This is a genomic window from Nocardiopsis sp. L17-MgMaSL7, assembly GCF_003182025.1.
In the GTDB taxonomy this organism is placed as follows: domain Bacteria; phylum Actinomycetota; class Actinomycetes; order Streptosporangiales; family Streptosporangiaceae; genus Nocardiopsis; species Nocardiopsis prasina.
The window spans coordinates 117968-140933 of the sequence record NZ_QGTF01000010.1 but is presented as its reverse complement, the minus strand read 5'-3'; the positions used below and the strand labels follow the sequence as shown (position 1 = coordinate 140933).

At 69.8% G+C, this 22966-nt stretch carries 20 protein-coding genes; 11 read left to right on the top strand and 9 right to left on the bottom strand.

What is annotated here, in order from left to right:
* Window positions 1-529: 529 nt before the first annotated feature.
* From BDW27_RS18780 to BDW27_RS18760, 5 genes are all read right to left on the bottom strand, one after another.
* Complete coding sequence (locus BDW27_RS18780) at window positions 530-1417, bottom strand: ATPase (RefSeq protein ID WP_110050646.1); 888 nt, start codon at window positions 1415-1417, stop codon at window positions 530-532.
* A 13-nt stretch (window positions 1418-1430) separates the two neighbouring features.
* Window positions 1431-2756, bottom strand: a complete 1326-nt coding sequence (gene eccD / locus BDW27_RS18775; protein WP_110050644.1) for a type VII secretion integral membrane protein EccD — start codon at window positions 2754-2756, stop codon at window positions 1431-1433.
* Window positions 2757-2796: 40 nt separating this feature from the next.
* The gene (locus tag BDW27_RS18770; protein ID WP_110050643.1) at window positions 2797-3774 is read right to left on the bottom strand and encodes a TNT domain-containing protein; all 978 of its coding nucleotides are present in this window, start codon (window positions 3772-3774) and stop codon (window positions 2797-2799) included.
* A gap of 43 nt (window positions 3775-3817) precedes the next feature.
* Entirely contained in the window at window positions 3818-4117 is a 300-nt protein-coding gene (locus BDW27_RS18765) for a hypothetical protein (protein WP_110050641.1), read from the bottom strand.
* A gap of 95 nt (window positions 4118-4212) precedes the next feature.
* Entirely contained in the window at window positions 4213-4548 is a 336-nt protein-coding gene (locus BDW27_RS18760; RefSeq protein ID WP_110050639.1) for a hypothetical protein, read from the bottom strand.
* A 481-nt stretch (window positions 4549-5029) separates the two neighbouring features.
* Between BDW27_RS18760 and eccCa the strand changes: the two genes are divergently transcribed.
* The 6 genes from eccCa (at window position 5030) to BDW27_RS18730 (ending at window position 14799) form a co-directional block, all read left to right on the top strand.
* Window positions 5030-9010 (top strand): type VII secretion protein EccCa, encoded by a 3981-nt coding sequence (eccCa, locus tag BDW27_RS18755; RefSeq protein ID WP_110050637.1) that lies wholly within the window; start codon window positions 5030-5032, stop codon window positions 9008-9010.
* A gap of 87 nt (window positions 9011-9097) precedes the next feature.
* The gene (locus tag BDW27_RS18750) at window positions 9098-9463 is read left to right on the top strand and encodes a DUF6507 family protein (RefSeq protein ID WP_110050635.1); all 366 of its coding nucleotides are present in this window, start codon (window positions 9098-9100) and stop codon (window positions 9461-9463) included.
* 231 nt (window positions 9464-9694) lie between these two features.
* Window positions 9695-12244, top strand: coding sequence for a hypothetical protein (locus BDW27_RS18745; RefSeq protein WP_146223280.1), 2550 nt, complete (start codon window positions 9695-9697; stop codon window positions 12242-12244).
* A gap of 10 nt (window positions 12245-12254) precedes the next feature.
* Entirely contained in the window at window positions 12255-12713 is a 459-nt protein-coding gene (locus BDW27_RS27845) for a hypothetical protein (RefSeq protein WP_146223279.1), read from the top strand.
* Between the two features lie 27 nt (window positions 12714-12740).
* Window positions 12741-14084, top strand: coding sequence for a DUF6177 family protein (locus BDW27_RS18735; protein WP_110050630.1), 1344 nt, complete (start codon window positions 12741-12743; stop codon window positions 14082-14084).
* A 172-nt stretch (window positions 14085-14256) separates the two neighbouring features.
* Window positions 14257-14799, top strand: coding sequence for a hypothetical protein (locus BDW27_RS18730; protein ID WP_017544410.1), 543 nt, complete (start codon window positions 14257-14259; stop codon window positions 14797-14799).
* 1 nt (window position 14800) lies between these two features.
* On the opposite strand, the gene BDW27_RS18725 is transcribed toward BDW27_RS18730, so the two are convergent.
* The 3 genes from BDW27_RS18725 to cutA are packed head-to-tail and all read right to left on the bottom strand — an operon-like array spanning window position 14801 to window position 16404.
* Entirely contained in the window at window positions 14801-15457 is a 657-nt protein-coding gene (locus BDW27_RS18725; RefSeq protein ID WP_110050628.1) for a GNAT family N-acetyltransferase, read from the bottom strand.
* A 42-nt stretch (window positions 15458-15499) separates the two neighbouring features.
* Window positions 15500-16066 (bottom strand): hypothetical protein, encoded by a 567-nt coding sequence (locus BDW27_RS18720; RefSeq protein WP_110050626.1) that lies wholly within the window; start codon window positions 16064-16066, stop codon window positions 15500-15502.
* Window positions 16063-16404 (bottom strand): divalent-cation tolerance protein CutA, encoded by a 342-nt coding sequence (gene cutA, locus BDW27_RS18715; protein WP_017544407.1) that lies wholly within the window; start codon window positions 16402-16404, stop codon window positions 16063-16065. The genes BDW27_RS18720 and cutA overlap by 4 nt, the downstream gene beginning before the upstream one ends.
* Before the next feature lie 69 nt (window positions 16405-16473).
* On the opposite strand from cutA, the gene pyrE reads away from it, so the two are divergent.
* On the top strand, window positions 16474-17007 hold the full coding sequence (pyrE, locus tag BDW27_RS18710) for an orotate phosphoribosyltransferase (protein WP_017544406.1): 534 nt from the start codon (window positions 16474-16476) through the stop codon (window positions 17005-17007).
* Between the two features lie 50 nt (window positions 17008-17057).
* On the opposite strand, the gene BDW27_RS18705 is transcribed toward pyrE, so the two are convergent.
* Window positions 17058-17441 carry a RodZ domain-containing protein gene (locus tag BDW27_RS18705; protein WP_017544405.1) on the bottom strand — a complete coding sequence of 128 codons (384 nt, stop codon included), beginning with the start codon at window positions 17439-17441 and terminating at the stop codon, window positions 17058-17060.
* 419 nt (window positions 17442-17860) lie between these two features.
* Between BDW27_RS18705 and fbaA the strand changes: the two genes are divergently transcribed.
* From fbaA to purD, 4 genes are all read left to right on the top strand, one after another.
* Window positions 17861-18883 (top strand): class II fructose-bisphosphate aldolase, encoded by a 1023-nt coding sequence (fbaA, locus tag BDW27_RS18700; protein ID WP_017544404.1) that lies wholly within the window; start codon window positions 17861-17863, stop codon window positions 18881-18883.
* Between the two features lie 414 nt (window positions 18884-19297).
* On the top strand, window positions 19298-19714 hold the full coding sequence (locus BDW27_RS18695; protein WP_110050782.1) for a DUF3151 domain-containing protein: 417 nt from the start codon (window positions 19298-19300) through the stop codon (window positions 19712-19714).
* Window positions 19715-20067: 353 nt separating this feature from the next.
* Window positions 20068-21351 carry an adenylosuccinate synthase gene (locus tag BDW27_RS18690; RefSeq protein ID WP_017544402.1) on the top strand — a complete coding sequence of 428 codons (1284 nt, stop codon included), beginning with the start codon at window positions 20068-20070 and terminating at the stop codon, window positions 21349-21351.
* 47 nt (window positions 21352-21398) lie between these two features.
* Entirely contained in the window at window positions 21399-22649 is a 1251-nt protein-coding gene (purD, locus tag BDW27_RS18685) for a phosphoribosylamine--glycine ligase (RefSeq protein ID WP_017544401.1), read from the top strand.
* The last annotated feature ends 317 nt before the right edge of the window (window positions 22650-22966 follow it).

Sequence of the window (22966 nt, the reverse complement as noted above, 5' to 3'; positions counted from 1 at the left end):
TGCGGAGGCACCTGCGGCCCCGACGCCCCCCTAGTGTCGGAGCCCGCCTGAGTCGATGGAGGCGCAGGCGGCCCCAGAGCCTCGGGTGAGGCCCCGGGAGCGGGCGAAGCATACGGAGCAGGCGGAAACTGCGGCCCCGACCCAGGCCCAGGTGCAGCGTACGGAGCGGGCGGAAACTGAGGGCCGCTCATGGGCGGACGAGCGTGGGGCGTGGGCGGTGGGGCCTGATGTCCGGGCGCGCTCCGAGGAGCAGACGGCCCCTGAGGCAGGGGCGGGTGCTGGGGCCCGGACGCGCTTGGCGAGGGCGGACGTGCGGGAGGCGGCTGGGGCCCCGTGGCGGCCGGAGGGTAGGGAGGAGGAGGCAGCGGAACGGGTGAGGCCTCCGGGGCCGGGGAACCGGAGAGGAAGGCCTCGACCACCGAGTCACCCGCGGGATCACTCGACGGCGCGGGTGCCATGCCGAACCACTCCCCCTGCGGACCGGAGGGAGAGTCGTCCTCGGGGTCGTTCGGCCGCCCGTCGTGTCGGTTCATGCGTGTTCACCTCTCACTGCCGTTACCGCGTGTACGGGCCGAGCTTCCACCGCTCTGTTCACCGCCTCGGCCGCGATCCGGAGCGCCGCCTGGTGGGTGGCGTGGGCGATGCGGCGCGTGTCCACGGCCGCCCCCTGGGCGAGATGGCGGTCGTGCCGCAGCAGGACGGTCTCGGCACCGCTCTCGGCGATGATCCGGGTGACGCGAGCGGCGTCGAAGCCCGGGTCCTCTCGGCGGTCCTGGTCGTGGACGACGATGACACTGCGGTCCACCTCGTCTCGGCGACCGTCCCGGAGGAGCTCGTCGATGCTGCGGCCCACCGTGCGGGCGGCCTCCCGGGTCGCCCTGACCACCCGGATGCGGGCGTGCGCGGCCCGACCGACAGCGTCCACGAAGGCACCGCCCGACCCGCCCACCACGAGTGTGACCCCGAAGAACCGGGAGATCGGCAGCAGTCCGGAGGCGAACAGCCCCTCGTCTCCCTGTGCGGCCTGGACGGTCCACAGACCGGCGGCCGCCTCACCGAGGCCCTCCTTGACCAGGTCGAAGCTGCCCGACTCGGCTCCAGCCCCCAGGGAGTGCGCGACGTGGGTGTTCAGGCGGGTGTCCAGGGACGGGAGCCTGCCGGTGGCGTCCACGGCCAGTACACGGTCGTGGCGGTGGTGGGCCAGGACCCGAGCGACCAGGGCGGCCACGACCGCGGTGTCCGCGTCGGTCCCGAGGTCGTCCACGACGATCCGCCGTCCGGTCGCGCTGGAGCGTTGGAGACGCTGGCGCACCTCGATGGCGTCGGCGATCTCCGACACCGACCGGAACGGCGTCAGCGCTGACCGGACCAACCGGCGCGGCCAGGGGTCTCCGTGGACCGTCTTACTGGGACTCATGGTCCGTCTCCCGTCAGAAGGTCGTGAGCAGTCGTTGGAAGGTCCCGAAGGCGCCGACCGCCAACGGCACCATCACGATCACGGCGATCACCTCGAACCTGCTCGTCACTCCGCGCAGGCGGGCACGCACGTGCTCGGGCTGCCTGATGGAGAGCACCACCATGGGAATGGCCGCGACAGCGGCGGCGATGCCCAGCGCGGGCCACACACCCCAGGGCTCGGCCTCCGCCCAGGAGACGAGGAAGGCCAGCAGCGTCACCAGGCTGGCGGCGACGAGCGCCGCCTTCTGCGCGATCAGCGGGAACAGGCGTGAGCGGCTGGCCACCACGATCGCGAGCGCCGCGGACAGCCCGGCGGTCCAGGGCGTGAAGTTCGTGGCCAGCCCCAGGCCCGCGACGGCGGTGACCGCGGCGACGGCCAGGGTGGCGATGACCAGGCTGCGATGCGCCCGGGCCACCGAGGTCAGCACGTCGGCGCGGGTGACGGACTCACCCGAGGTCCGCCGGTCGTCCAGGACCGCGAGCCCGGAGATCATCAGGGCCACCCTCAGGAGGAGGCTCAGGGAGATCACGGACACCACGGCCATCACGACGGCCACGAGGTCCGTGGACAGCCCGAGGACGCGGCAGAAGGTCCACACCGCCGTCATCGCCATGCCGACGCCGCCCCCCGCGAGGCCGCCCAGCCCCAGTCCGGAGGTGAGGCCGAGCAGCAGCACCAGCCCCGAGAGCAGGCCCGCGCCCCCACCCCACAGGACCCACTCCGACCATCCGTAGTGGTCACTGGCGAGCCACAGGGCCAGAGCCCCGGCCGCCGCGCCGCTGATCGCCAGCGCGGTCCCCAGAGGTTCCCTCCAGGCGGGGCCGACCGCGGCGCCGGTGGCCAGGAGCAGGACGGCGATCGCCGTGACCGCGGCAGTCCCGTTGCCGCCCGGCGCGTACCCGTGGACCAGCCAGGCCATACCCAGGGTGAGGGCGACCAGCGCGAACGTCGCGCTCCACCGGGCAGCCTCCGGGGTCCACCGTCCACCGTGGTCGTCCAGTGCCTTCGAGACCGCCTCGGGCACCTCATGCACCACGGGCGCGGGCACCGGTGCCTCGTCCCGCACCAGGCGCAGCACGGCACCGTCCTGGATCTGCCGTTCCTCCAGGGTGTTCTCACCGGACAGGACCGCTCCGGAGGCCGTCACCAGGTGGCGCAGCCGGGCCGGGTTCTCGGGTTCGTCGCCGAGCAGGTCGAGGACCTCCGGCATGAGCGCGCCGACGGGCTCGTCCGCCGGAAGCACCGCGTCGACCCTGCGCTCCTCGCCGACGAGCGTGACGCGGCTCCAAGCGGTCATGAACTTCCAATCTGTGGTGTTTCCGGGCGTTGCGGAGGCATCAGTCGGGGATGGTGTCGACCGAGACGCGCTCGACGTAACCCTGACCGATCAGCCAGCGCAGGGTGGGCGCGGGCGGCACCTCGAAGAACCCCGCGGTGTCGAGTGTGAAGCGGACTCCGCCGCCGGGGTTCGCGCCCTGGGCGGGGGCTGTGGTGGCGGTCACCCGGAACGGGTGCACGACCCGGTAGCGGTGGTAGAGGTCCTCGCCCTCGGCGTCGGTCCGCACGTAGTCCGCCAGCCCGCGTTCGGCGAAGGGCGTCCCGTCGGGGTAGAGGTGGCGTCCGCTCTCGGGGCCGAAGGAGTCGAGCAGATCCCCGGGTTCGAAGGTGTGCAGGTAGGACTCGGCGTTGCGTTCCTCCAGTCCCGCGCGGACCTCCTCGCTCATCTCACCGGAGCCCTCCTCCGCGGCGGCCTCGTCGGCGCTGCTCAGTGTGCGCGGGTCGCCCTCGGTGGTGGCCAGTTCCTGGTAGAGCCAGCGGGAGACCTCGTCCTCGCTGCTGAAGTCCAGGCCGGGGCGGCCCTGGTCGAAGTCCATGACGGACACGGACAGGAAGCCCTCCTCGTCCTGGGTGACGAGGTAGTAGCTGCTGACGGTGCCCGGCTCCGGACGCGGTTCGCCGGGCAGGACGTACAGGTCGTCCCGCACGTCGGCGCGGTCCAGCTCGTCGACCAGCATGGTGAACCCGACCTGCTCGCCGACCCAGTCACCGGGGATCGGCGGGATGGCGTTCTCCACGGGGCCGGCCTCGGACTGTTCGCGTTCCAGGCGCTGTGTGCTGAGGGTGTTGGTGACGAACGACCAGCCGACCGTCCCGGCACACGCGACGGCGGCCAGGCAGGCGCTGATCGTGATCTTGCCGAAGTTCTCGTCCAGGCGGCGCTTGGTCCGTTGACCGCCGAAGAGCACCGCCTCGCGCAGGCGCTGCCGACGGACCGCGACGGATTCGAGCAACTGGTTGTCGTAGTCGCGGCCCACCGGTGCTCCTCGTCAGATGTCTCCGTCTCCCTGGGGGGAGGGGTCAGATGCCCTCGACGACGTTCTTCGCGTTGGACATCGTCTCCTGCGCGATCTCGTCGTACTTGGCGAGCGTCTTCTCAACGGACTTGATGATGCCCTGGACCTCGGTGGCCGCCGTGGCCCACTTCTGCTCCTTCTCGGAGTACAGGGCGGTGGCGTCACCGGCGCTGATCGAGGTCATGGCCTTGGCGACGTCGACGCCGCGCTGTTCGATGAGGCCCTCGACGTCTCTGGTGACCTCCGCGAGGGTGCTCTGCACCTGCGCGGAGATCGCGGGGTCGTAGGCTACGCGTCCACTCATCGCCTTACTCCTTCGGGGGTGCTGGGGGATGTCCGGGGGTGCTGGGGGATCTCACGGTCGGGGCGGGGACGGAGGGTCTTCGCGGCGGTCGGTCCCTAACGGAACTTGGCGGCGTCGAAGTTGGCCGCGCTCATCTGGGACTGCGCCTCGTCGGCCATGGCCTGGTCACCGGCGAGGATGACCTTGCTGAACTCGTTCTGGCCCTCGTTCATCCGGCCGAGCCCGCTGTTGAGGTCGGCCGCGACCTCGTTGGCCCGCACGTTGAGTGCGTCGAAGTCGGCCTTGGCCTGGCCGGAGAACGACTGCCCCATCGGCTCCGCCGCGGTCATGAGTTTGGTGAGCTGCGCACCGAGCACCTGGAGGGCCTGCTCGGTGGACATCACCAAATCGCTGGCTGAGTCGCCGTCGACGTCAATCGCGTCCTGGGACATCACTTCACCCTTTCTCTTGGGCACTGCCGGGGCTCCCTCGAGCCCTGGCACGGGTTGGTCATGGGGCGGTACTCACCGGAAGGGGACATGGTCCGGGTGGCGTCGCCCTCCATAATCCATCACAGGGGACCGATAGCGACATATTTCTCCGCCCCTGTGGACAGAAGGCGCACACGCGGAACAAAGGACACCCGGACCCCGCGCTGACCTGCCCGGACACGGAGTGGATCCGGGATGACACGTATTCGCGTACATCTCGGGACCCAGTTCCATGTGACCCGATTCACACCACGGACTGGTGGGACCGCCGCCCCGCCCGGGCGCCGCCGCCCAGACCCACGCCCGTTCGCGCGCAGGGGAACCGATTCCACACCCCGTCCATCACACAGAACACCGCGCCTGCTCCCGAACGGCACTTCGGTAGGGTTTCTGTCGCTCCCGACCGAATCCCGTGTTTCCCCTTGAGTCGAGAGGAACGCCGATGGCCCTCCGGGTCGTACACCGGCCGACACGTACCACCCACCCGGCCCCCGAACAGGAGCACCGGGAGGTGGAGGCCCCGCCCACCCTCCCTGACGGGAAGTCGCAGGGGAACCCGCTGATGACCGTCCTGCCGATGGTGGGCATGATGGCGTCGCTGACGATCATGATGGTCATGCGCAACCCGGCCTTCATGGCCCTGGGAGCGGTCATGCTCTGCGTGGCCCTGCTCGGCGCCCTGCTCATGCTGTTCTCCCGGCGCGGCCAGGTGGGTCGGCAGCGGCGCAACCAGCGCGAGCTCTACCTCCAGTATCTGGAGGAGCTGCGAGAGACCCTCAACGAATGGGAGGACGGGACCCGGTCGCACGCCCGGCTGATCGACCCCCCTCCGGAAGCCCTCTACGACGTCCTGCGCGACCCCCGGCGGCTCTGGGAGCGGCGCCGCAGGCACACCGACTTCCTCCGGGTCCGGGTCGGCACCGGCATGGCCCCCGGCCACCCCCTCAACCTGGCCGAGCAGGGCACCGCCCTCACGCCCACCGACCCGTTCATGCAGTCCGAGGCGCAGGCGGTGATCCGGCGCTTCGAGACCATCCCGGACATGCCGTTCACCCTGCCGCTCGACATGACCGGCAACATCAGCGTGGTCGGCGAGCGCGAGGACGTCATGCGCCTGGTCCGGGCGCTGGTCTCCCAGTTCGGTGTGTTCCACGCGCCCGAGGACGCCGGGCTCGCGGTGGCCTACCCGGAGGAGCACGCGGACGAGTGGTCCTGGCTGCTCTGGTTCCCGCAGGTGCTGGACCCGCAGCGCCGCGAGGCGGGAGTCGCCGCCCGTCTCATCGCCCCCACCCCCCGCGACCTCGGGATGCTCCTCACTGACGAACTGCGCTCCCGCAGCGACTTCGCCTCCGAGGTCCGCCGGGGCATGGGGCGGCGCGAGGCCTACCAGATGCTGCGCCGCCTGCTCGTCATCCACGACACCCATGGGGAGGTCGCCACGGAGCTGGTCCGCCCCGACCACACGGTCGACCCCTCCGACCTGGGCGTCACCGTCCTGCACCTGGTGTCCCGACAGATCGACGAACCCAGCGACGTGAACGTGCGCGTCACCGTCAAGGGGGACGAGGTCGTGGTCGAGGACCTCCGGCCCACCACCCCCGAGGTCACCTCCGGGACCCTGGACCGCGTCTCCCCGGCCACCCTCACGGGTCTGGCGCGCATGCTCGCCCCGCTCCGGCTGTCCCCCGAGTCCGTCGAGGAGACCGCGCAGGAGGGCGGGCGCGTCGACTTCCCCGCGATGATGGGCGTCCGGGACCCGGGCAACATGGACGTCCAGCGCCTGTGGGCGCCGCGCAGCGAACGCGCCTTCCTTCGGGTACCGATCGGCGTGGACGAGATGGGACAGCCCCTCGTACTGGACCTCAAGGAGTCCGCGCAGCTCGGTATGGGCCCGCACGGCCTGTGCGTCGGCGCCACGGGGTCCGGCAAGAGCGAGATGCTGCGCACCCTGGTGCTGGCCCTGGCCGCCTCCCACCCGCCCGAACGGGTGAGCATGGTCCTGGTCGACTACAAGGGCGGCGCCACCTTCGCTCCGTTCGAGGACATGCCGCACGTGGCCGGGATGATCACCAACCTGGAGGACGACTCGGCGCTGATCGAGCGGGTTCACGCGAGCCTGTCCGGTGAGGTGCAGCGCCGACAGCAGATGCTGCGCGACGCGGGCAACGTCCCCAACATCGGCGACTACGCCCACAAGCGCCAGAAGGAGCCCGGCCTGCCGCCGATGCCGCACCTGCTGGTGATCATCGACGAGTTCGGCGAACTCCTCACCGCCCGCCCGGACTTCATCGAACTGTTCCTGTCCATCGGCCGGATCGGACGCAGCATCGGAGTGCACCTGCTGCTGTCCAGCCAGCGCATCGAGGGCGGCAAGCTCCGCGGTCTGGACACCTACCTGTCCTACCGGCTGGGCCTGCGGACCTTCTCCGAGGAGGAGAGCCGGACCGTCCTCAACACGCCGGACGCCTTCCACCTGCCCTCGCTGCCCGGGTTCGGGTACCTGAAGGTGGACACCACCGTCTACCAGCGGTTCAAGGCCGGATACGTGTCCGGCGCCTACCGGGGCCCGGTGGTCGAGGACGACGAGGACGAGGACAGGGCCCCCTCCCCCCGCCTGTACACCGCCTACAATCCGCCGCCCGAGGACGAGGACGTGGCCGCGCCCGAAGAGGGCTCCTCCATGCCGTCCCGGACCAACGGACCCACCCTGCTGGACGTCCTGGTCAACCAGCTCGGCCGCCACGGCGACCCCACACGGGCGATCTGGCTGCCGCCGTTGCCCGCGGCCACCACCCTGGACGCGATCGCGGGCGCCCCTGAGGAGACCGAGCACGGGCTGCGCCTGCCCGGCGAACGCCCCGCGCTGCACGTCCCGATCGGCCTGCTGGACGACGCCACCCGGCAGTGGCAGGGCGAGTGGCTGCTGGACCTCACCGCCTCCGGCGGGCACGTGGCCGTCATCGGCGGCCCGCAGAGCGGCAAGACCACCCTCCTGCGCACCCTGGTGCTCTCCCTCGCCCTCACCCACACCCCCGAGCAGGTGTCCGTGTACTGCCTGGACCTGCTCGGCGGCGGGCTCCAGTCACTCTCGGGACTCCCGCACGTGGGCGGGGTGGCGGTGCGCACCGACCTCGAACGCGTGCGGCGCACCATCGAGGAGGTGCGAGGGATGCTGGGACACCGCGAGGAGGTGTTCCGTGAGCGCGGCATCGACTCGATGGAGCAGCTCAGGCGCATGCACGCGCGCGGCGAGGTCCCCGAGCTGGCCAGCGCCGACATCGTGCTGTGCGTGGACGGCTACGGGTCCCTGCGCAAGGACTTCGAGGAGATCGAGCCGATCGTCGGGGACCTGCTGCAACGCGGCGGCGGGTACGGCATCCACGTCGTGGGGGCGATGCTCCGCTGGAACGACGTACGGATGGCGGCGCAGTCGAACTTCGGCCAACGGGTGGAGCTGCGCCTCAACACCCCCTCGGACTCCTCCATCGCCCGCAAGCTCGCCGAGACCATCGGCGAGGACTCCTTCGGCCGCGCCCTGACTAGCGCGAAGCTGTTCGCGCAGACCTCCCTGCCCCGGTTCGACGGGGCACCCTCCACCGAGGACATCAGTGAGGTCGTCGAGCACGCCGTGCGCGCCGTCGACAGGGCGTGGAAGGGAGCCCGGGCGCCCCAGGTCCGGGTGCTGCCGCACCTTCTCTCGGTGCGCGCCCTGCCGAGCGGGGAGGAGGCGCCCAAGACCGTGCCGATCGGCCTGGACGAGCGGGCCCTGCGCCCGGTCGAGCTGGACCTGTTCGGGAAGGACCACAACCTCCTGGTCATCGGCGACAGCGAGTGCGGCAAGTCCAACCTGCTGCGGGTGATCGCGGAGGGGTTGGTGGAGCGCTACTCGTCCAAGGAGCTCGTGTTCGCGATCATGGACCCGAGGCGCAGCCTGCGCGACCTCGTGCCGAAGGACTACGTGGGCGGCTACGCCACCAACCCACGCGTGTGCGGCGGGCTGTCCAAGGGCGTGGCCCAGGAGTTGGAGAACCGCATCCCGCAGGACGGCGACGCCGAGTCCCTCGAACCCGGTTCGTTCTCGGGTCCGCGCGTCGTCGTCATCGCCGACGACTACGACGTCCTGACCACGGCCGGTCAGAAACCGCTGGCCCCCTTCGTGCCCTACGTGTCGAACGGGAGCGACATCGGTCTGCACTTCGTGATCGCCCGACGCGCCGCCGGTGCCAGCAGGGGCATGTACGACCCCCTGCTCCAGTCCATGCGCGAGGTGGGCAGCAGCACCCTGTTGATGTCCGGCGACCGTGGAGAGGGCCAGATCCTCCCGCGCGTGTACGCCTCGCCGCTGCCGCCCGGCCGGGGTCGGTGGATGCCCCGCGGCGGCGCCGTCCACCTCGTCCAGACCGCCCTGCGAGACCAAACCTGACCCAGGGAACTCGAACCAACCGTTCTCCGCGACCATCAACACGAGTGGACGAAGCGTCACCCATCCCCCGTCACGTCAGGAGTCGCCGTGTCCTCTTCCTGGAACATCCAGACCGAAACGGTCGGATCCGTCCTCAACACCGTCCTGGACCATCTCGGTGACCAGGAGGGAAGTGAGGGACTGTCAGGAAACATCTCCGACATGGACACCGCGGTGCAGGGCGCGGCCACCGAATGTGCCGACAGCATGCCGGTGAGCACCGCCATCGGTCTGTTCATGGAGAACTTCTCCCCCATCTGCGGCCACATGGTGAAGCGGACCTCCAACGCCCTCTCCGGCTGCGCTGAGGCCACGGAACTCTACCTCGCCGGTGACTACGCGATGGCGGAGGAAGCCCAGGCCACGAGGCTGAACATGGTCGTCACCGAGGACGACATCGCCCCCAACCTCTGATCCCCCATTGTCAGGAAGCCCCCCTTGACATCCAACGACGTGTTCTTCGAAGACCTTGACGCGAGTGCCTGCTACGGCGACGGCGCGGTCAACCCCTCGCAGATCCTGATCCCCCAGATCGACGCCGACGCCCTGACCGAGTTCGCCGGCAACATCCGATCCGCGGGCCGGAGCATCGGCACCAGTGGGAACGACATCGTCTCCACCTGGGGCGGGCTCGACGGTGCCTATGTGGCCCCCGAGTCCGAACAGCTGCTCTCCGCTGTGGACCGGGTCGCCACCGACGGCGACACGGTGGAGACCGGAACCGACGGTCTGGCCACCGCCCTGATCGACTTCGCCGGAGAGGTCCGAGCCTTCAAGAGCCTGTTCCACAGCCTGCGCGGCGGCGCCACGGAGATGCGGACCAAGATCAACGCCGACGAGGACTGGCAGAAGGACGAGGACCTCGTCGAGGAACACAACGCACTCCTCGAAGAGATCAACACGGCCAACGCCGACTGGCTCACCGCCCAGTTGGCGTGCGCCAACACCATCACCGCCCTCTTCGACGGCCCCACTTTCACCACGTACGACGGGATGGAGGGGGACGGATACAGCGGGAACGAGATCCCCTTCGGCTTCAGTGAGATCCCCGAGGGCATGGACATGCCCTGGGGAAACCCCCAGAACGTCTCCAAGCACTGGACCGTCGACGTCTGGGACGGTGTCGCGGACATCGCCGTCGGTGCCGCGCAGGACGTCGCCGGTGTCACCGGTCTCTGGCACGACAAGAAGTGGGGCGTGCCCATCTTCGGAGAGCAGGGCCGCACCAACTTCACCAACTACATGGACGAGAACCTCGAAGGGCTCTCCATCCTCACCGGGTTCTACGACCCCTCCAAGCCCGACGGAGAGCGGTGGGGGGTGGAGGACTTCGGTGAGTGGGTGGACAACTTCGTCCCCGCCATCCGGGAGGTGGGGCAGGGCATCGTCCCCACCGACGAGTGGGACGACCGCAAGGCCTACGTACTGACCCAGGGCGCGATCAACGTCGGCCTGATCGTCGGAGGGGTCGCGCTCTCCGTCACCGTGGTCGGTGCACCCGCAGGTGTGCCCATGCTCCTCGCAGGACTGCGCACCGGTCTGCGTGGGGCGAACAACGTGGGCACGATGGACATCCCGAGCTTCCACAACGACGTGGGCTTCCACCTGCCGGGCGTGTCCAATCTGAACCTGAGTCGAATCAACAGCGGCGGCGGGGGCGGTGATGGCGGGTTCTGGAACTCCCTGCCCGGCGGAGCGTGGTTGGCCAATATCGCCGACCTGAGGGGCACGGCCCGCAACCTGGACAACGGCCCCCTGTCAACGAACACCCCTGACGGCGCACCGGTTCCCTCTCGTGTCCCCGACGACGCCGGTCAGCCGCGAAGCGACCGGGCCCCGGACGATCAGAACCGGACGAACGACGACGAGATCGACACCCAGGTCTCGGCCTCCGAAATCGACACCCTCCTGCGTGATGTCGAGGACTACACCCGACGTCACGCCGAGGACCCCGACATGTTGTTGGAGGAGATCAACCGCCGCCAGGGCAGCGAGGTCGTCGATCCGATCCGGGCCCCGGAGCTCGTCGGAGCGCGAACGGGTGACGGGCCGTCTGCCTCCAGCAACTCCACCTTCACCAACAGCTCGGGCAGCGGTGGGTCAGGCGTGGACACCCCGACCGGCCGAAGCAGCACGAGCGCCCCGGACGGCGGTCCCTCCGGGCGCGGCGGCAGCAGTGGAGGTTCCCCAGGGGGTGGCAACGGCTCTGGCCACCTTGGAGGCGGGACCGGGAACACCAGTTCCAGTGGCGACCTCACTCCGAACAGAAGCACGCCCGGAAGGCCGACGGAAACGGTCCCCCTCTTGTCGGACGACAACAGGCTTCCGGGTAAGAAACAGCGGTTCGACGACACCTTCGATGTGGAGCCCAACAAGAAATACGAAATACGTGACAGCGATGGGACCCTGAGGGAATCTTATACTACTGACTCGAATGGCGACATCGTCGAGATCAGGACTGAGTCACGACCAAACTCGAGACATCCCGAACTCATGGACCCCAGGCCTAACGCCACCTACCATGTCAAGGTCGGAAACAACGAATACGTTTTCAAGACCGACTCACATGGCAGGACCGTCTACGCGGAGGGGGACCTGGAGCCGGGCAGGCAGAAGCGAAACAACGACGAGCAGTCCGACGTGAACACCATGGGCGACAGATACTTCGAGCTACTCAATGAGCAACTCGAAGCGAAGTTCGAGTTGGACCACGGCCGGAAGCCGAACCCAGGGGAAGTCCCACTGTGGGATCGTCCCCAGTGGAACGGCGGTCACATCTTCGGATCCAGCGAGTTCCGAGGTCCCGGCGAACGGCTGAACCAGGTCCCGATGCTGGACATCGTCAACCAGGAAAGAAAGACTCTACCCGGAATTCAGGGGAGCTTCCGCAGGGCTGAATGGACGTGGCACGGCCTTCTCAGCAAGGACACCAAGGCACTCCAGAGGGGCCTCGGGGACAACTATGAAGCACAGATGGCCATGTGGAAGTCAATTCTCGACGCTGGCCCCAACCCCCCCAACATCAATGTCAAGGTATCCTTCACCCATGACCCGAACCTCAAGCCCATCATCGACCCGAAGACAGGAAAGGAACTCCCGCCCCCTCCGTCCGAGATCGTAGTAGACTGGTCCCTCAACGGGATCAAACAGGATCAACTATCCTACGACAACCTCCCCGACCTTCCAGCCCCCTAAGGTAGGAAAAATGACACGACACCCCATCGGAAACATGGACGCAATCCAACAGCAGGAAATTCTCAAGGAAATCGGAGGGCTAATTCTCGGAGATCATCCAGAAAAGGGCGAGCACCTTGTCTATGAAATGATGAAGGTGGCCGGGTATGGCAGCGCCCGCTTGACGGCTGAGTACGAGAACGGAGAATCCGAGCGCATCAGCCCACCTGCGGCGGTTATTGGCATGGCAAATAGGCTCCGTGCTGGCATGTACCAGGAGGGCAAGGGAACCTGGTTCTCCATGAAATACGTCATCACACGCCCCAGCAGCTACACCGTCGAGTTCAACTACGACGACCGACCCACCTACCAGTTCGCCCCGGAGCCCGACCTCTACGTGGAAGACCTCAAGCGGTTCCCTCGGGATCCCGAGAACATTCCCGAGTGGCTCCAGGAGGAGCTTCGAAAGGCCGAAGCCGAACAGGGCTGACTTCCCCCGAGTCCCGAAGGGCACTCCGTGACCTACAACGTGGTCGCTCTGACTGAGGAGCTTCCCCAGGCTCGCAGCATGATCCGCGCACTCAAGAGCGCCCACCCCGACCTCACCGTCCGCGGCGCCAGCCGAGCTTCCGTCGTGCGGCTTCGGGACGAGGACGGTCGTCCCTTCGTTTCCGTGGAGGCCCCCCAACTCGTGGAGGCGACCGTCGACGTGGCCAGGATTCTCGGCCCCGAGGCAGTCGAGAGGACGACCCACAACACCTGGTGGGTGGATGTTCGGTCACCGGCGGACAACCCCCGTGCGGCCGAGGCTGCGCACCGGCTCGCGGAGACTCTGGTCGAGCACCACGGAGGAAGCGTCTGGCCCCCAGGTCCTCGACGCAACTGGGAGCTGGACCTTCCGAGCGGTGGAGCCGAACATCCGTCCGCGTTGGTCGAGACACCGAAGGCCCGGGTCATCGCCGTCGACGCCCCCGTGGTCACGTTGTCGGCGGCGGTTACGGACGCACTCGCGGCCAGCGGACGTGACTCGCGGGCACTCCAGGTCCTCACGCCCGCCACGTCCCGGATCACGCACGCTCTACGCGGTGTCCTGTCCCCCGCTGAGTCCCGTTGGGTGACGGAGGGCCCGGACGGGGATCACTACGACGGTCTCACCGGCATGCCGCTCGTGTGGGACACGTCAGCCGGATTCCGTCCACGTCAGGACGGGGCCCCTCCGGCTCTGGCCCGAAAGCGGGGCTCCGACGGTTGGTCCGTCGACATCCACGCCCTGCATGACCCCGCACACGACCTACGCGTCGGAGACATCCCGGAGAAGACCGCGAAGCTCCTGTGCGACAGAGTTCCCACTGCTTGGGGAACCAACGAACCCGCCCTCTCGGCCTGGAGCCCCGACCGGTTGACCGCCCTCTGCCGGGGACGCGTTCCCCGACCGACCCGCACGGTGTTCAGCGGGGAGGCCTTCTCGGGGACTCTCCAGGTCTCGCGTGTTCTCGACGGGGTGAAGGAGCGCACCAGCCTGGTCGCGGGTGGCAGCGTGACCCTCGACGCGATGCCGGAGCTGCTCGCGGACCTCTCCGACACGCTCCAGACACTGACCGCGCGCCGTGTGCCCGGTGCGGGTGACACCCATTACCGGCCCGTGCTCGGCGGCGCCGCCACCCCCGTCGGTCTGGCCCTCGGTCCGGGCCCCGTTTCGGAGATCGGTCTCGCGCGCGCCCGGAGTGGCCCGGTCGCCCCAGAGGTGATCGGGCCCCGTTGGTCACCGACGCTCTGGTACCCGCTGGGCGAGGACACACCCCCACAGCTCTGGCAGCGGTTCCGCGCCCTCATGTCTCATCTCGGCCGCCCGCGGAACTGAGTCGGCGAAACGGTCACTCCCGAGAAAGGGAAGGGCATTTCGCGTTGACTCCGGCGGTCGGAGCGCTCACGAAACGTGGCGCGGGAAAGACATGAAGCGACGCAGTGGTCACCAGGTGTCATATGCGGCCGGTGGTATCCATAGAACGCAAAAGCCCTGGTATTTTCCGTGAATGCTCTCACGGTTTTCCGGGTTTTTCGTCGGCGCCTTCTTCGGTCTGGTGTTCGTGCTGGTCAACAGCGGTCCGCCGCTCCCCGCGCCGATCGCCCTCACCGTGCGCGTCCTGGCCGTGGGAGTGGCCGTCGCGATCGTCGTCATGGCCGTGCTCGCCCTGCGAAAGGCCTCCCCGAGTGAGGGCGACCCCTCCTCTCGGCCGCGGTTCGGGGCCTTCTTCGGTGTGGTGACCATGATCGAGGTGGCGCTGATCATCGGCGGCGCGATGACCATCAGCCGGCTCGACGGGGTACCGGACCAGGCCGGTGTGGCCTGGGTGGCCCTGATCGTCGGCCTGCACTTCCTCCCGCTGGCCTGGCACTGGAGACAGCGGGAGATCCTCGTCGTGGCCGGGTACACCACAGCTTTGGGAGCGGTCGGCCTGGGCATGGCCCTGACCGGTCACCCGGACTGGGTACCGCTGGTCAGCGGCGTCGTCACCGGTGCGGGCATGCTGCTCGGCAGCCTCGGCGGCGTGGTGTGGGTGGCGCGCGGCCGGTGACTCAGTCGGGCAGTTCGCCCAGACCGAAGTACGGCAGACACGGTTCCAGTCCCGCGACGTCGACCGGGATCGTGCGGTGCCGCTCCCAGTCCTCCCGGGTGAGCCGGAACCTGGTCTCCCGAACCTGCTCGCCCCGGACGGCGAGCAGGCTGGTCCCGTCGGGTCGGTAACCGAGCCTGCGGGCCACTCCGCGTGAGGCGGTCGAGGTCTCGAAGGCCTCGGAGACCGCGGCCTCCGCGCCCAGCTCCGCGAAGGCCAGGTGGAGCACGGCGGCGCGCATCTCCGTGCCGAGCCCCCTGCCCTGGTACCGCTGGGTGAGCCACGAACCCGTGCTCACCTGGCGAGCCACGCCGAAGTCCTTCGCTGTCAGGTCCTGGACCCCGATCACGGTGTCCTCGTGCACCACGACCGCGTTGAACGTCCACCGCTCCGGGGTCCACGCCGCCATGGCGGCCCAGTTGTGCTGGATGACCCCGAGCGCCAGGCGGGCGGGAGTCCGGTCCGTCCACGGGGTGAGGAACGGCATCCGCTCCGGGTCGTGGACACCCGCGACGGCGGCCTCCGCAAGCTGGGAGAGGTCCTGGTCGGAGGGCATCCTCAGCTGGAGGCGCGGTGTGTTCAGCCGGAGCCCCGCCGGGGGGAAGTGGTCTGCGATCATGTCCCGATTCTGCGGACGCCGCTCCGGGTTGTCACCCTGGTTTCAGCGAACCAGGTCCCCGACGAGCGCGGCCAGCTCACCGGCGGCGGACCGGCCCCCGGTGGCCTCGCGGACCGTCCAGCCGCGCATCCCGGCCAGGTGCGCCGGGTGCGCGTAGGCGGGGTCGGTGAGCAGGTACCCGCACGGCGCGTCCGGCCAGTCCGGGACGGTGGGCAGGCGCTCGGTGCGGTAGGCGGCGGGTTCGCCCTCCCGAGCCGGCACCTCGGTGAGGAGCTGGTTCCGGGCGAGGTCGGCGCGGGTCGGGCTGCCCGGCTGCGGCAGGGGGGCGTTCACCAGCACGTAGCCGAGGACCGGGCGGTGCGCGGAGCGCTGGGCCGCCCCGACGGCACCGAGGAGGGGGCCGCCGTCCCCCTCCGCGACCAGCACGACGGGGGTGCGGTCGCCGACCAGTCGGCCGATCTCCAGGCTCGCCCGGGCCACGTAGCGGGCGGCGTGGGGGGCGGTGTCGTCGTCCGGGATCTCCGGGAAGACCGGGGAGGGGACGAGGTCGGCGGCGTCGGGGAGGGAGAAGGCAGCACCGAGGGTGGGGGGAAGCAGGACGGTGATCACTCGGGGTCGCCCGCCCGGGTCTCGTCCCTGACCCAGGCCAGGTAGGACGGGTTTCCGCCGGTCACGGGAGTGGCGATGACCTCGGGGACGTCGTAGGGGTGCGTCTGCACCAGGTGCGCGACGAGGTCGTCCAGGCGGTCCGCCTGGGTCTTGATCACCACCGTCCACTCCTGGTCAGCCTGGACCCCGCCCTCCCAGCGGTAGAAGCTGGAGATCGGCCCGCCCACCTGGGCACAGGCCGCCAGCCGGTGCCGGACGACGGACCGGGCCACCTCCTCGGCTCCCTCGCGACTGTCCGCGGTGGTCTCCACCCGGACCGCTCCGGTGTGCTCCTGCATGGTCGTCCCAACTAGGGCGGAGCCGCCCTGGTCCGCGCGGCCCCACCCGGTGTTCTAGGCTCACTGGTCATGAGCGAACGTGATGAACTCCTGCGTCAGATCAACGATAAGGCGGTCGTGCGCGGGAAGGTGACCCTGTCCTCCGGCAAGGAGGCCGACTACTACGTCGACCTGCGCCGGATCACCCTGGACGGGGAGGCCGCGCCGCTGGTCGGTTCGGTCCTGCTGGACACCGTGGAGGACCTGGAGTTCGACGCGGTGGGCGGTCTGACCCTGGGCGCCGACCCGGTGGCCGCCGCGATGCTGCACGCCGCGCACGCGCGCGGCCGCAAGCTGGACGCCTTCGTGGTGCGCAAGGCGGGCAAGGCGCACGGGCTCCAGCGGCGGATCGAGGGCCCGGACGTGAAGGGCCGCCGTGTCCTCGCGCTGGAGGACACCTCCACCACCGGCGGTTCGGTGATGACCGCGGTGGAGGCGCTGCGTGAGGCGGGTGCCGAGGTCGTGGCGGTCGCGCTGATCGTCGACCGCGGCGCGCGCGGGCGGCTGGAGGAGGAGGGCCTGGAGTACCGGCCCGTCTTCGAGGTCTCCGACCTGGACGTGTGACCGCCGGGTCCGTGCGGTGGGGCGTGTTCGCGTCCCACCACGGGCCGGGTCTACGGCTTGAGGGTGAAGCTGTGTCCCGGGGCGCGGTCGGAGACGTCGCGCTGGACACCGTTGACGTGCACCTCGACGGCGGTCGGGTCACCGATGGAGACTTCGAGGCCCTGGTCGTTGTCCGGGTAGGTCACGGAGCTGCCCTGGGCGAGTTCCTGGTCCAGGAGCACGTCCCCGCCGGGGACGCGGACGAACACGTCGCTGGACTGGCCCACCACGCGGATGTGGAGGACACCCATGTCGTCGGGGTCCACACTCTCGGCCGCGGCCTCGGACGCGTTGACGCTGACGCTGGAGGCGTTGCTCGGGAGGGACTGGTACAGGAAGTACCCGCCGAGGGCCACCATGGCGACCAAGAGCACGACGGCCCCGACGATGGCCATCACCTGGCCAACGCCGCGCGGATCATTCCTATGCCTTCCCACGGCGACGAATGTAGCGCGTATCACGACAAAAAGCGACAGCGGCCACCTGGAGCACACGGTTTCGGAGCCGGGCGTGAAAAATCGGCCGGGAATCCACCGCCTCTTCGGGGACCCCTCACCGGGCCCTCCCTTATCGTCACCGTAAGGTGCTGGTACGTCGCCGATCCCGAGCATTTTGGTCTAGACCTTTCCAACGGCTCCGGGTATTCGGGATACTTGGACGACACCTGGCGGACGCTTCCGGGCGCGAGGCCCACGGGCCGACCCCCGACGGCCCGGAATCCTCCGCCGGGGAAACGCACGTGGGGTGCCGCCGTTACGCGAGGGTTTCGCGTCGGCGGCCGCTCGCTCCAGGCCGAACCAGGGAGAGTCAAGCCATGCCCATCGCCAGTCCCGAGGTCTACACCGAGATGCTGAGCCGCGCGAAGTCCGAGGGCTTCGCCTACCCGGCGATCAACGTGACCTCCAGCCAGACGCTGCACGCCGCCCTGCGCGGCTTCGCCGAGGCCGAAAGCGACGGCATCGTCCAGATTTCCACCGGTGGCGCGGAGTTCCTCTCCGGTGCTTCGGTCAAGGACATGGTCACCGGCTCGGTCGCCTTCGCCGAGTTCGCTCGCGTGGTCGCCGCCAAGTACCCGGTGAACATCGCCCTGCACACCGACCACTGCCCGAAGAACAAGCTCGACGGCTTCGTGCGTCCGCTGCTGGAGATCTCCAAGGAGCGCGTGGCCAAGGGCCAGGAGCCGCTGTTCCAGTCCCACATGTGGGACGGCTCCGCGGTCGAGCTGGAGGAGAACCTCCAGATCGCGGACGAGCTGCTCGCCGCCTCGAAGGCCGCCCGCACCATCCTGGAGATCGAGGTCGGTGTCGTCGGCGGTGAGGAGGACGGCATCGTCGGCGAGATCAACGAGAAGCTGTACACCACCCCGGAGGACGCCCTGCGTACCGCCGAGGTGCTGGGCCTGGGCGAGAAGGGCTACTACCTGACCGCCCTGACCTTCGGCAACGTGCACGGCTCGTACAAGCCGGGCTTCGTGAAGCTGCGTCCCGAGGTCCTGAAGGCCGCCCAGGAGGCCGTCGCCGCCAAGCACGGCAAGGCCCGGGCGTTCGACTTCGTGTTCCACGGCGGCTCCGGCTCCACCATGGAGGAGATCCACGAGGCGATCGACTACGGCGTCGTGAAGATGAACATCGACACCGACACCCAGTACGCCTACACGCGTCCGGTCGTCGACCACATCCTGAAGAACTACGACGGCGTGCTGAAGGTCGACGGCGAGATCGGCGACAAGAAGGCCTACGACCCCCGCGCCTACGGCAAGGTCGCCGAGGCCGGCATGGCCGCCCGCGTGGTCGAGGGTGCCCAGCACCTGAAGTCCGCCGGGAACAAGATGAAGTAGGCTCCCCGGCCTCCGTGCGGTGCCCGTCGGCCTCGGCCGGCGGGCACCGTCGTCCTTTCCGGGCTCCTCACCGGGGCACCGGTCACCTCCGGCACGCGCCGGGCGGTGTCCGGGTGCGTTGTGCGCCACGGCGCCGGGCTGAACCGGGTGAGCGCGCACGCGGACGTGGAACGGGACGGGTGGTCCGCCCCGGACCTGCTGGGCGACGCGACGGCCCCCGTGTCGGCGGCGGACCGGCGGTCACGGGCGTGGGCACGCACGCGGTGGCGCACGGCTGCGCCGCCCGGGCCCGAAGGCACGGGGTGGCGGCGGGCCGAACCCGCCCCGGAAGACCCGAACCTCCCGGAGACCACCGTGACCGCGGATACACCCGGTCTCCCCGGAACCGTTGTGGCCCGGTGGCAGGATGGGGACATGAACCTGCACCAGAACCTGCTGAACGAGCCGCCCGAGACCCGCCTGGCCGACGACCCCGAGGCGCGCGAGGCCCTGGCCTACTCCGACGACCCCACACCGGTGGCCGGCCGGTTCCCGAGCTACTCCGCCGCGTGGGCCCGCTTGGCCGAGCTGGCCCTGGCCGACGGCCAGCCGGTGACCGCCTACGCCTACGCCCGGACCGGGTACCACCGCGGGCTGGACCAGTTGCGCCGCTCAGGCTGGAAGGGCCACGGCCCGGTTCCGTGGGACCACGAGCCCAACCAGGGCTTCCTGTGCGCCCTGCACGCCCTGAGCCAGGCCTCGGCGCAGATCGGTGACACCGAGGAGGCGGAGCGCTGCGCCACCTTCCTGCGCGAGTCGAGCGCGGAGGCGGACCGGGTCCTGAACGGCTGAGCCCGGCGCACCCTGTGACGGGCCCGGCCAGTGCCCCCTCGCTCCGGCCGGGCCCGTCGGCGTACCCGGGACCGGGGCTGAGGGAGTCCGCGCCGCCCCTGACAGTGTGGGAACTCGCACGCGCCCGACGGGAACGGGGCCCGGTCCCCCACGCCCCACCCCGCCGTCAGCGGTTACGGAAGGCGGCGCCCGGACACGGCTACCCGAGTGCCGCAAAGCCCCACTTAACCCGGATGCGCAGGTCGTGTACGCTCAATACGCAACGGCCCCTGTCGCTGCCTTGCGCCAGGGGTTCTTCCATGTTCGGGGTCGGAAAAGCCCCGGTCAGGTGTCGAGCGAAGAGGTAGAGACCAATGCCGGCGATCACGCTCGTGGGTGCCCAGTGGGGCGACGAGGGCAAGGGCAAGGCGACCGACCTGGTCGGTGACCGCGTGGACTACGTGGTCCGTTACCAGGGCGGCAACAACGCCGGGCACACGGTGGTCATCGGCGACCAGAAATACGCCCTCCACCTGCTGCCGTCCGGCATCCTGTCCCCGAACGTCGTCCCGGTCATCGCCAACGGCGTCGTCATCGACCCGGGCGTGCTGTTCGAGGAGCTGCGCGGCCTCCAGGAGCGGGGCGTGGACACCTCCCGCCTGGTCATCTCGGCCAACGCGCACCTGATCATGCCCTACCACCGGGCCCTCGACAAGGTCAGCGAGCGCTTCCTCGGCAAGGGCAAGATCGGCACCACCGGTCGCGGCATCGGCCCGACCTACGCGGACAAGGTCACCCGCCAGGGCGTGCGCGTGCAGGACATGTTCGACCCCAAGATCCTGCGCAAGAAGATCGAGCTCGCCCTCCACGACAAGAACCAGATCCTCACCAAGGTGTACAACCGGCGGGCCCTGGAGGCCGAGCCGATCATCGAGGAGTACCTGGGCTACGCCGAGAAGCTGCGCCCGCACGTCGCGGACACCTCGCTGATCCTCAACAAGGCGCTGGACGAGGGCAAGACGGTCTACCTGGAGGGCTCGCAGGGCACCCTCCTGGACATCGACCACGGCACCTACCCGTTCGTGACGTCGTCCTCCCCCACCTCCGGCGGCGCCGCGGCGGGCGCGGGCATCGGCCCCAACCGCATCACCAAGGTCGTCGGCATCCTCAAGGCCTACACCACGCGTGTCGGCTCCGGCCCCTTCCCGACCGAGCTCCTCGACGAGCAGGGCGCCTGGCTGCGCACCCAGGGCGGCGAGTACGGCGTGACCACCGGCCGCGACCGCCGCTGCGGCTGGTTCGACGCCCCGATCGCCCGTTACGCCACCCGGATCAACGGCATCACCGACTTCTTCCTGACCAAGCTCGACGTGCTCACCGGTCTGGAGCGCATCCCCGTGTGCGTCGCCTACGACGTCGACGGCGTGCGCCACGACGAGATCCCGATGACGCAGACCGACTTCCACCACGCGACGCCGATCTACGAGTACTTCGAGGGTTGGTCCGAGGACATCACCGGCGCCCGGAAATTCGAGGAACTCCCCAAGAACGCGCAGGCTTACGTGCGTACCCTTGAGGAGATGGCCGGTGCCCCGATCTCCGCCATCGGCGTCGGTCCGGGCCGCGAGGAGACCCTCCAGCTGCGTTCCCTGGTCTGACCCGGCGACACTCCACCTTCCTCCAGTAGAAGAAGAGGCCCCCTGTAGTGAAAGCGCTCGTTCTCGGCGGCGGAGGCCGCGAGCACGCACTCGTCCGAGCTCTGTCCCTTGATCCGGGCGTCACCAGCATCCACAGCGCCCCCGGCAACCCGGGCATCTCCGACCTCTCCGAGAACCACGTCATCAACGTGACGGACGGGCTGGCGGTGACCGAGCTGGCCGCGCGCATCCGCGCCGAGCTGGTCGTGATCGGCCCGGAGGCGCCGCTGGTGGCCGGGGTGGCCGACGCCCTTCGCGACCGGGGCATCCCGGTGTTCGGTCCCGACAAGGAGGCCGCGCGGCTGGAGGGGTCCAAGGCCTTCGCCAAGGAGGTCATGGAGGCCGCCGGAGTACCCACCGCGAAGGCACGGGTGTGCCGGAGCGCCAGCCAGGTCTCGGAGGCCCTCGACGAGTTCGGCGCCCCGTACGTGGTGAAGAACGACGGTCTGGCCGCGGGCAAGGGCGTGGTGGTGACCGAGGACCGCGCCCTCGCCGAGCGGCACGCCCGCGAGTGCGGCCGCGTGGTCATCGAGGAGTACCTCGACGGCCCCGAGGTCTCCCTGTTCGTGCTCACCGACGGCGCCCACGCGCTGCCGCTGCTGCCCGCCCAGGACTTCAAGCGCGCCTACGACGGCGACCAGGGGCCGAACACGGGCGGCATGGGCGCGTACGCCCCGGTGCCGTGGGCCCCGGCCGGGCTGGTGGACGAGGTCATGGAGTCGGTCGTGCGGCCGACCGTGTCCGAGATGAACCGCCGTGGCCACCGCTACCAGGGTCTGCTCTACGTGGGTCTGGCGCTGACCTCGAAGGGTCCGCGCGTGGTGGAGTTCAACGCGCGCTTCGGCGACCCGGAGACGCAGGTCGTGCTGGACCGGCTGGCCACCCCGATCGGGGCGGTCCTCCAGGCCACCGACACCGGCGGCCTGGGTGCGATCGGTTCGCTCCAGTGGAAGTCGGGCGCGGCGGTGACCGTCGTGGTCGCCGCGGAGAACTACCCGGGCGACCCGGTCAAGGGTGACCTGATCGGCGGCCTGGAGGCCGCGAACGCCCTGGAGGGGGCCTACGTGCTGCACGCGGGCACCGCCTGGGACGGGGTGCGCGACGTCAAGGCCAACGGCGGCCGCGTGCTGAACGTGGTCGGCACCGGCGCGGACCTGCGCCAGGCCCGTGAGCGCGCCTACGAGGCGGCGAGCAGGATCGAGCTGCGCGGTTCGTTCTACCGTTCCGACATCGCCGAGCGCGCCGCCGCCGAGGTCTGACTCCGCGCCCGCCCCTCCTGGGCGACACACCACGGAGTTCCCACGGGGCCCGCGGCCATGCGGTCGCGGGCCCCGCGCGCGTCCCGTCCCGGGTGTTGACCGGGGGCCGCCCGACCGGGTGGAGCGGCGGGAACGCGATACTGGAGGTGTCCCGCCCCGCGCGGGCACCGACGGCTCCCGGGGCCCGGCACCGCCCGGCGGGCCCCACGTCGCACAGACGGCGAGGGCGTGGCTTGGATGCTTGCGCCGGTGGCAGCGGAGCCGCCATCGACGCGAGCGGCCGTCTCTCCCCTACTGTGCGCTGCCGGGCAAGCTCC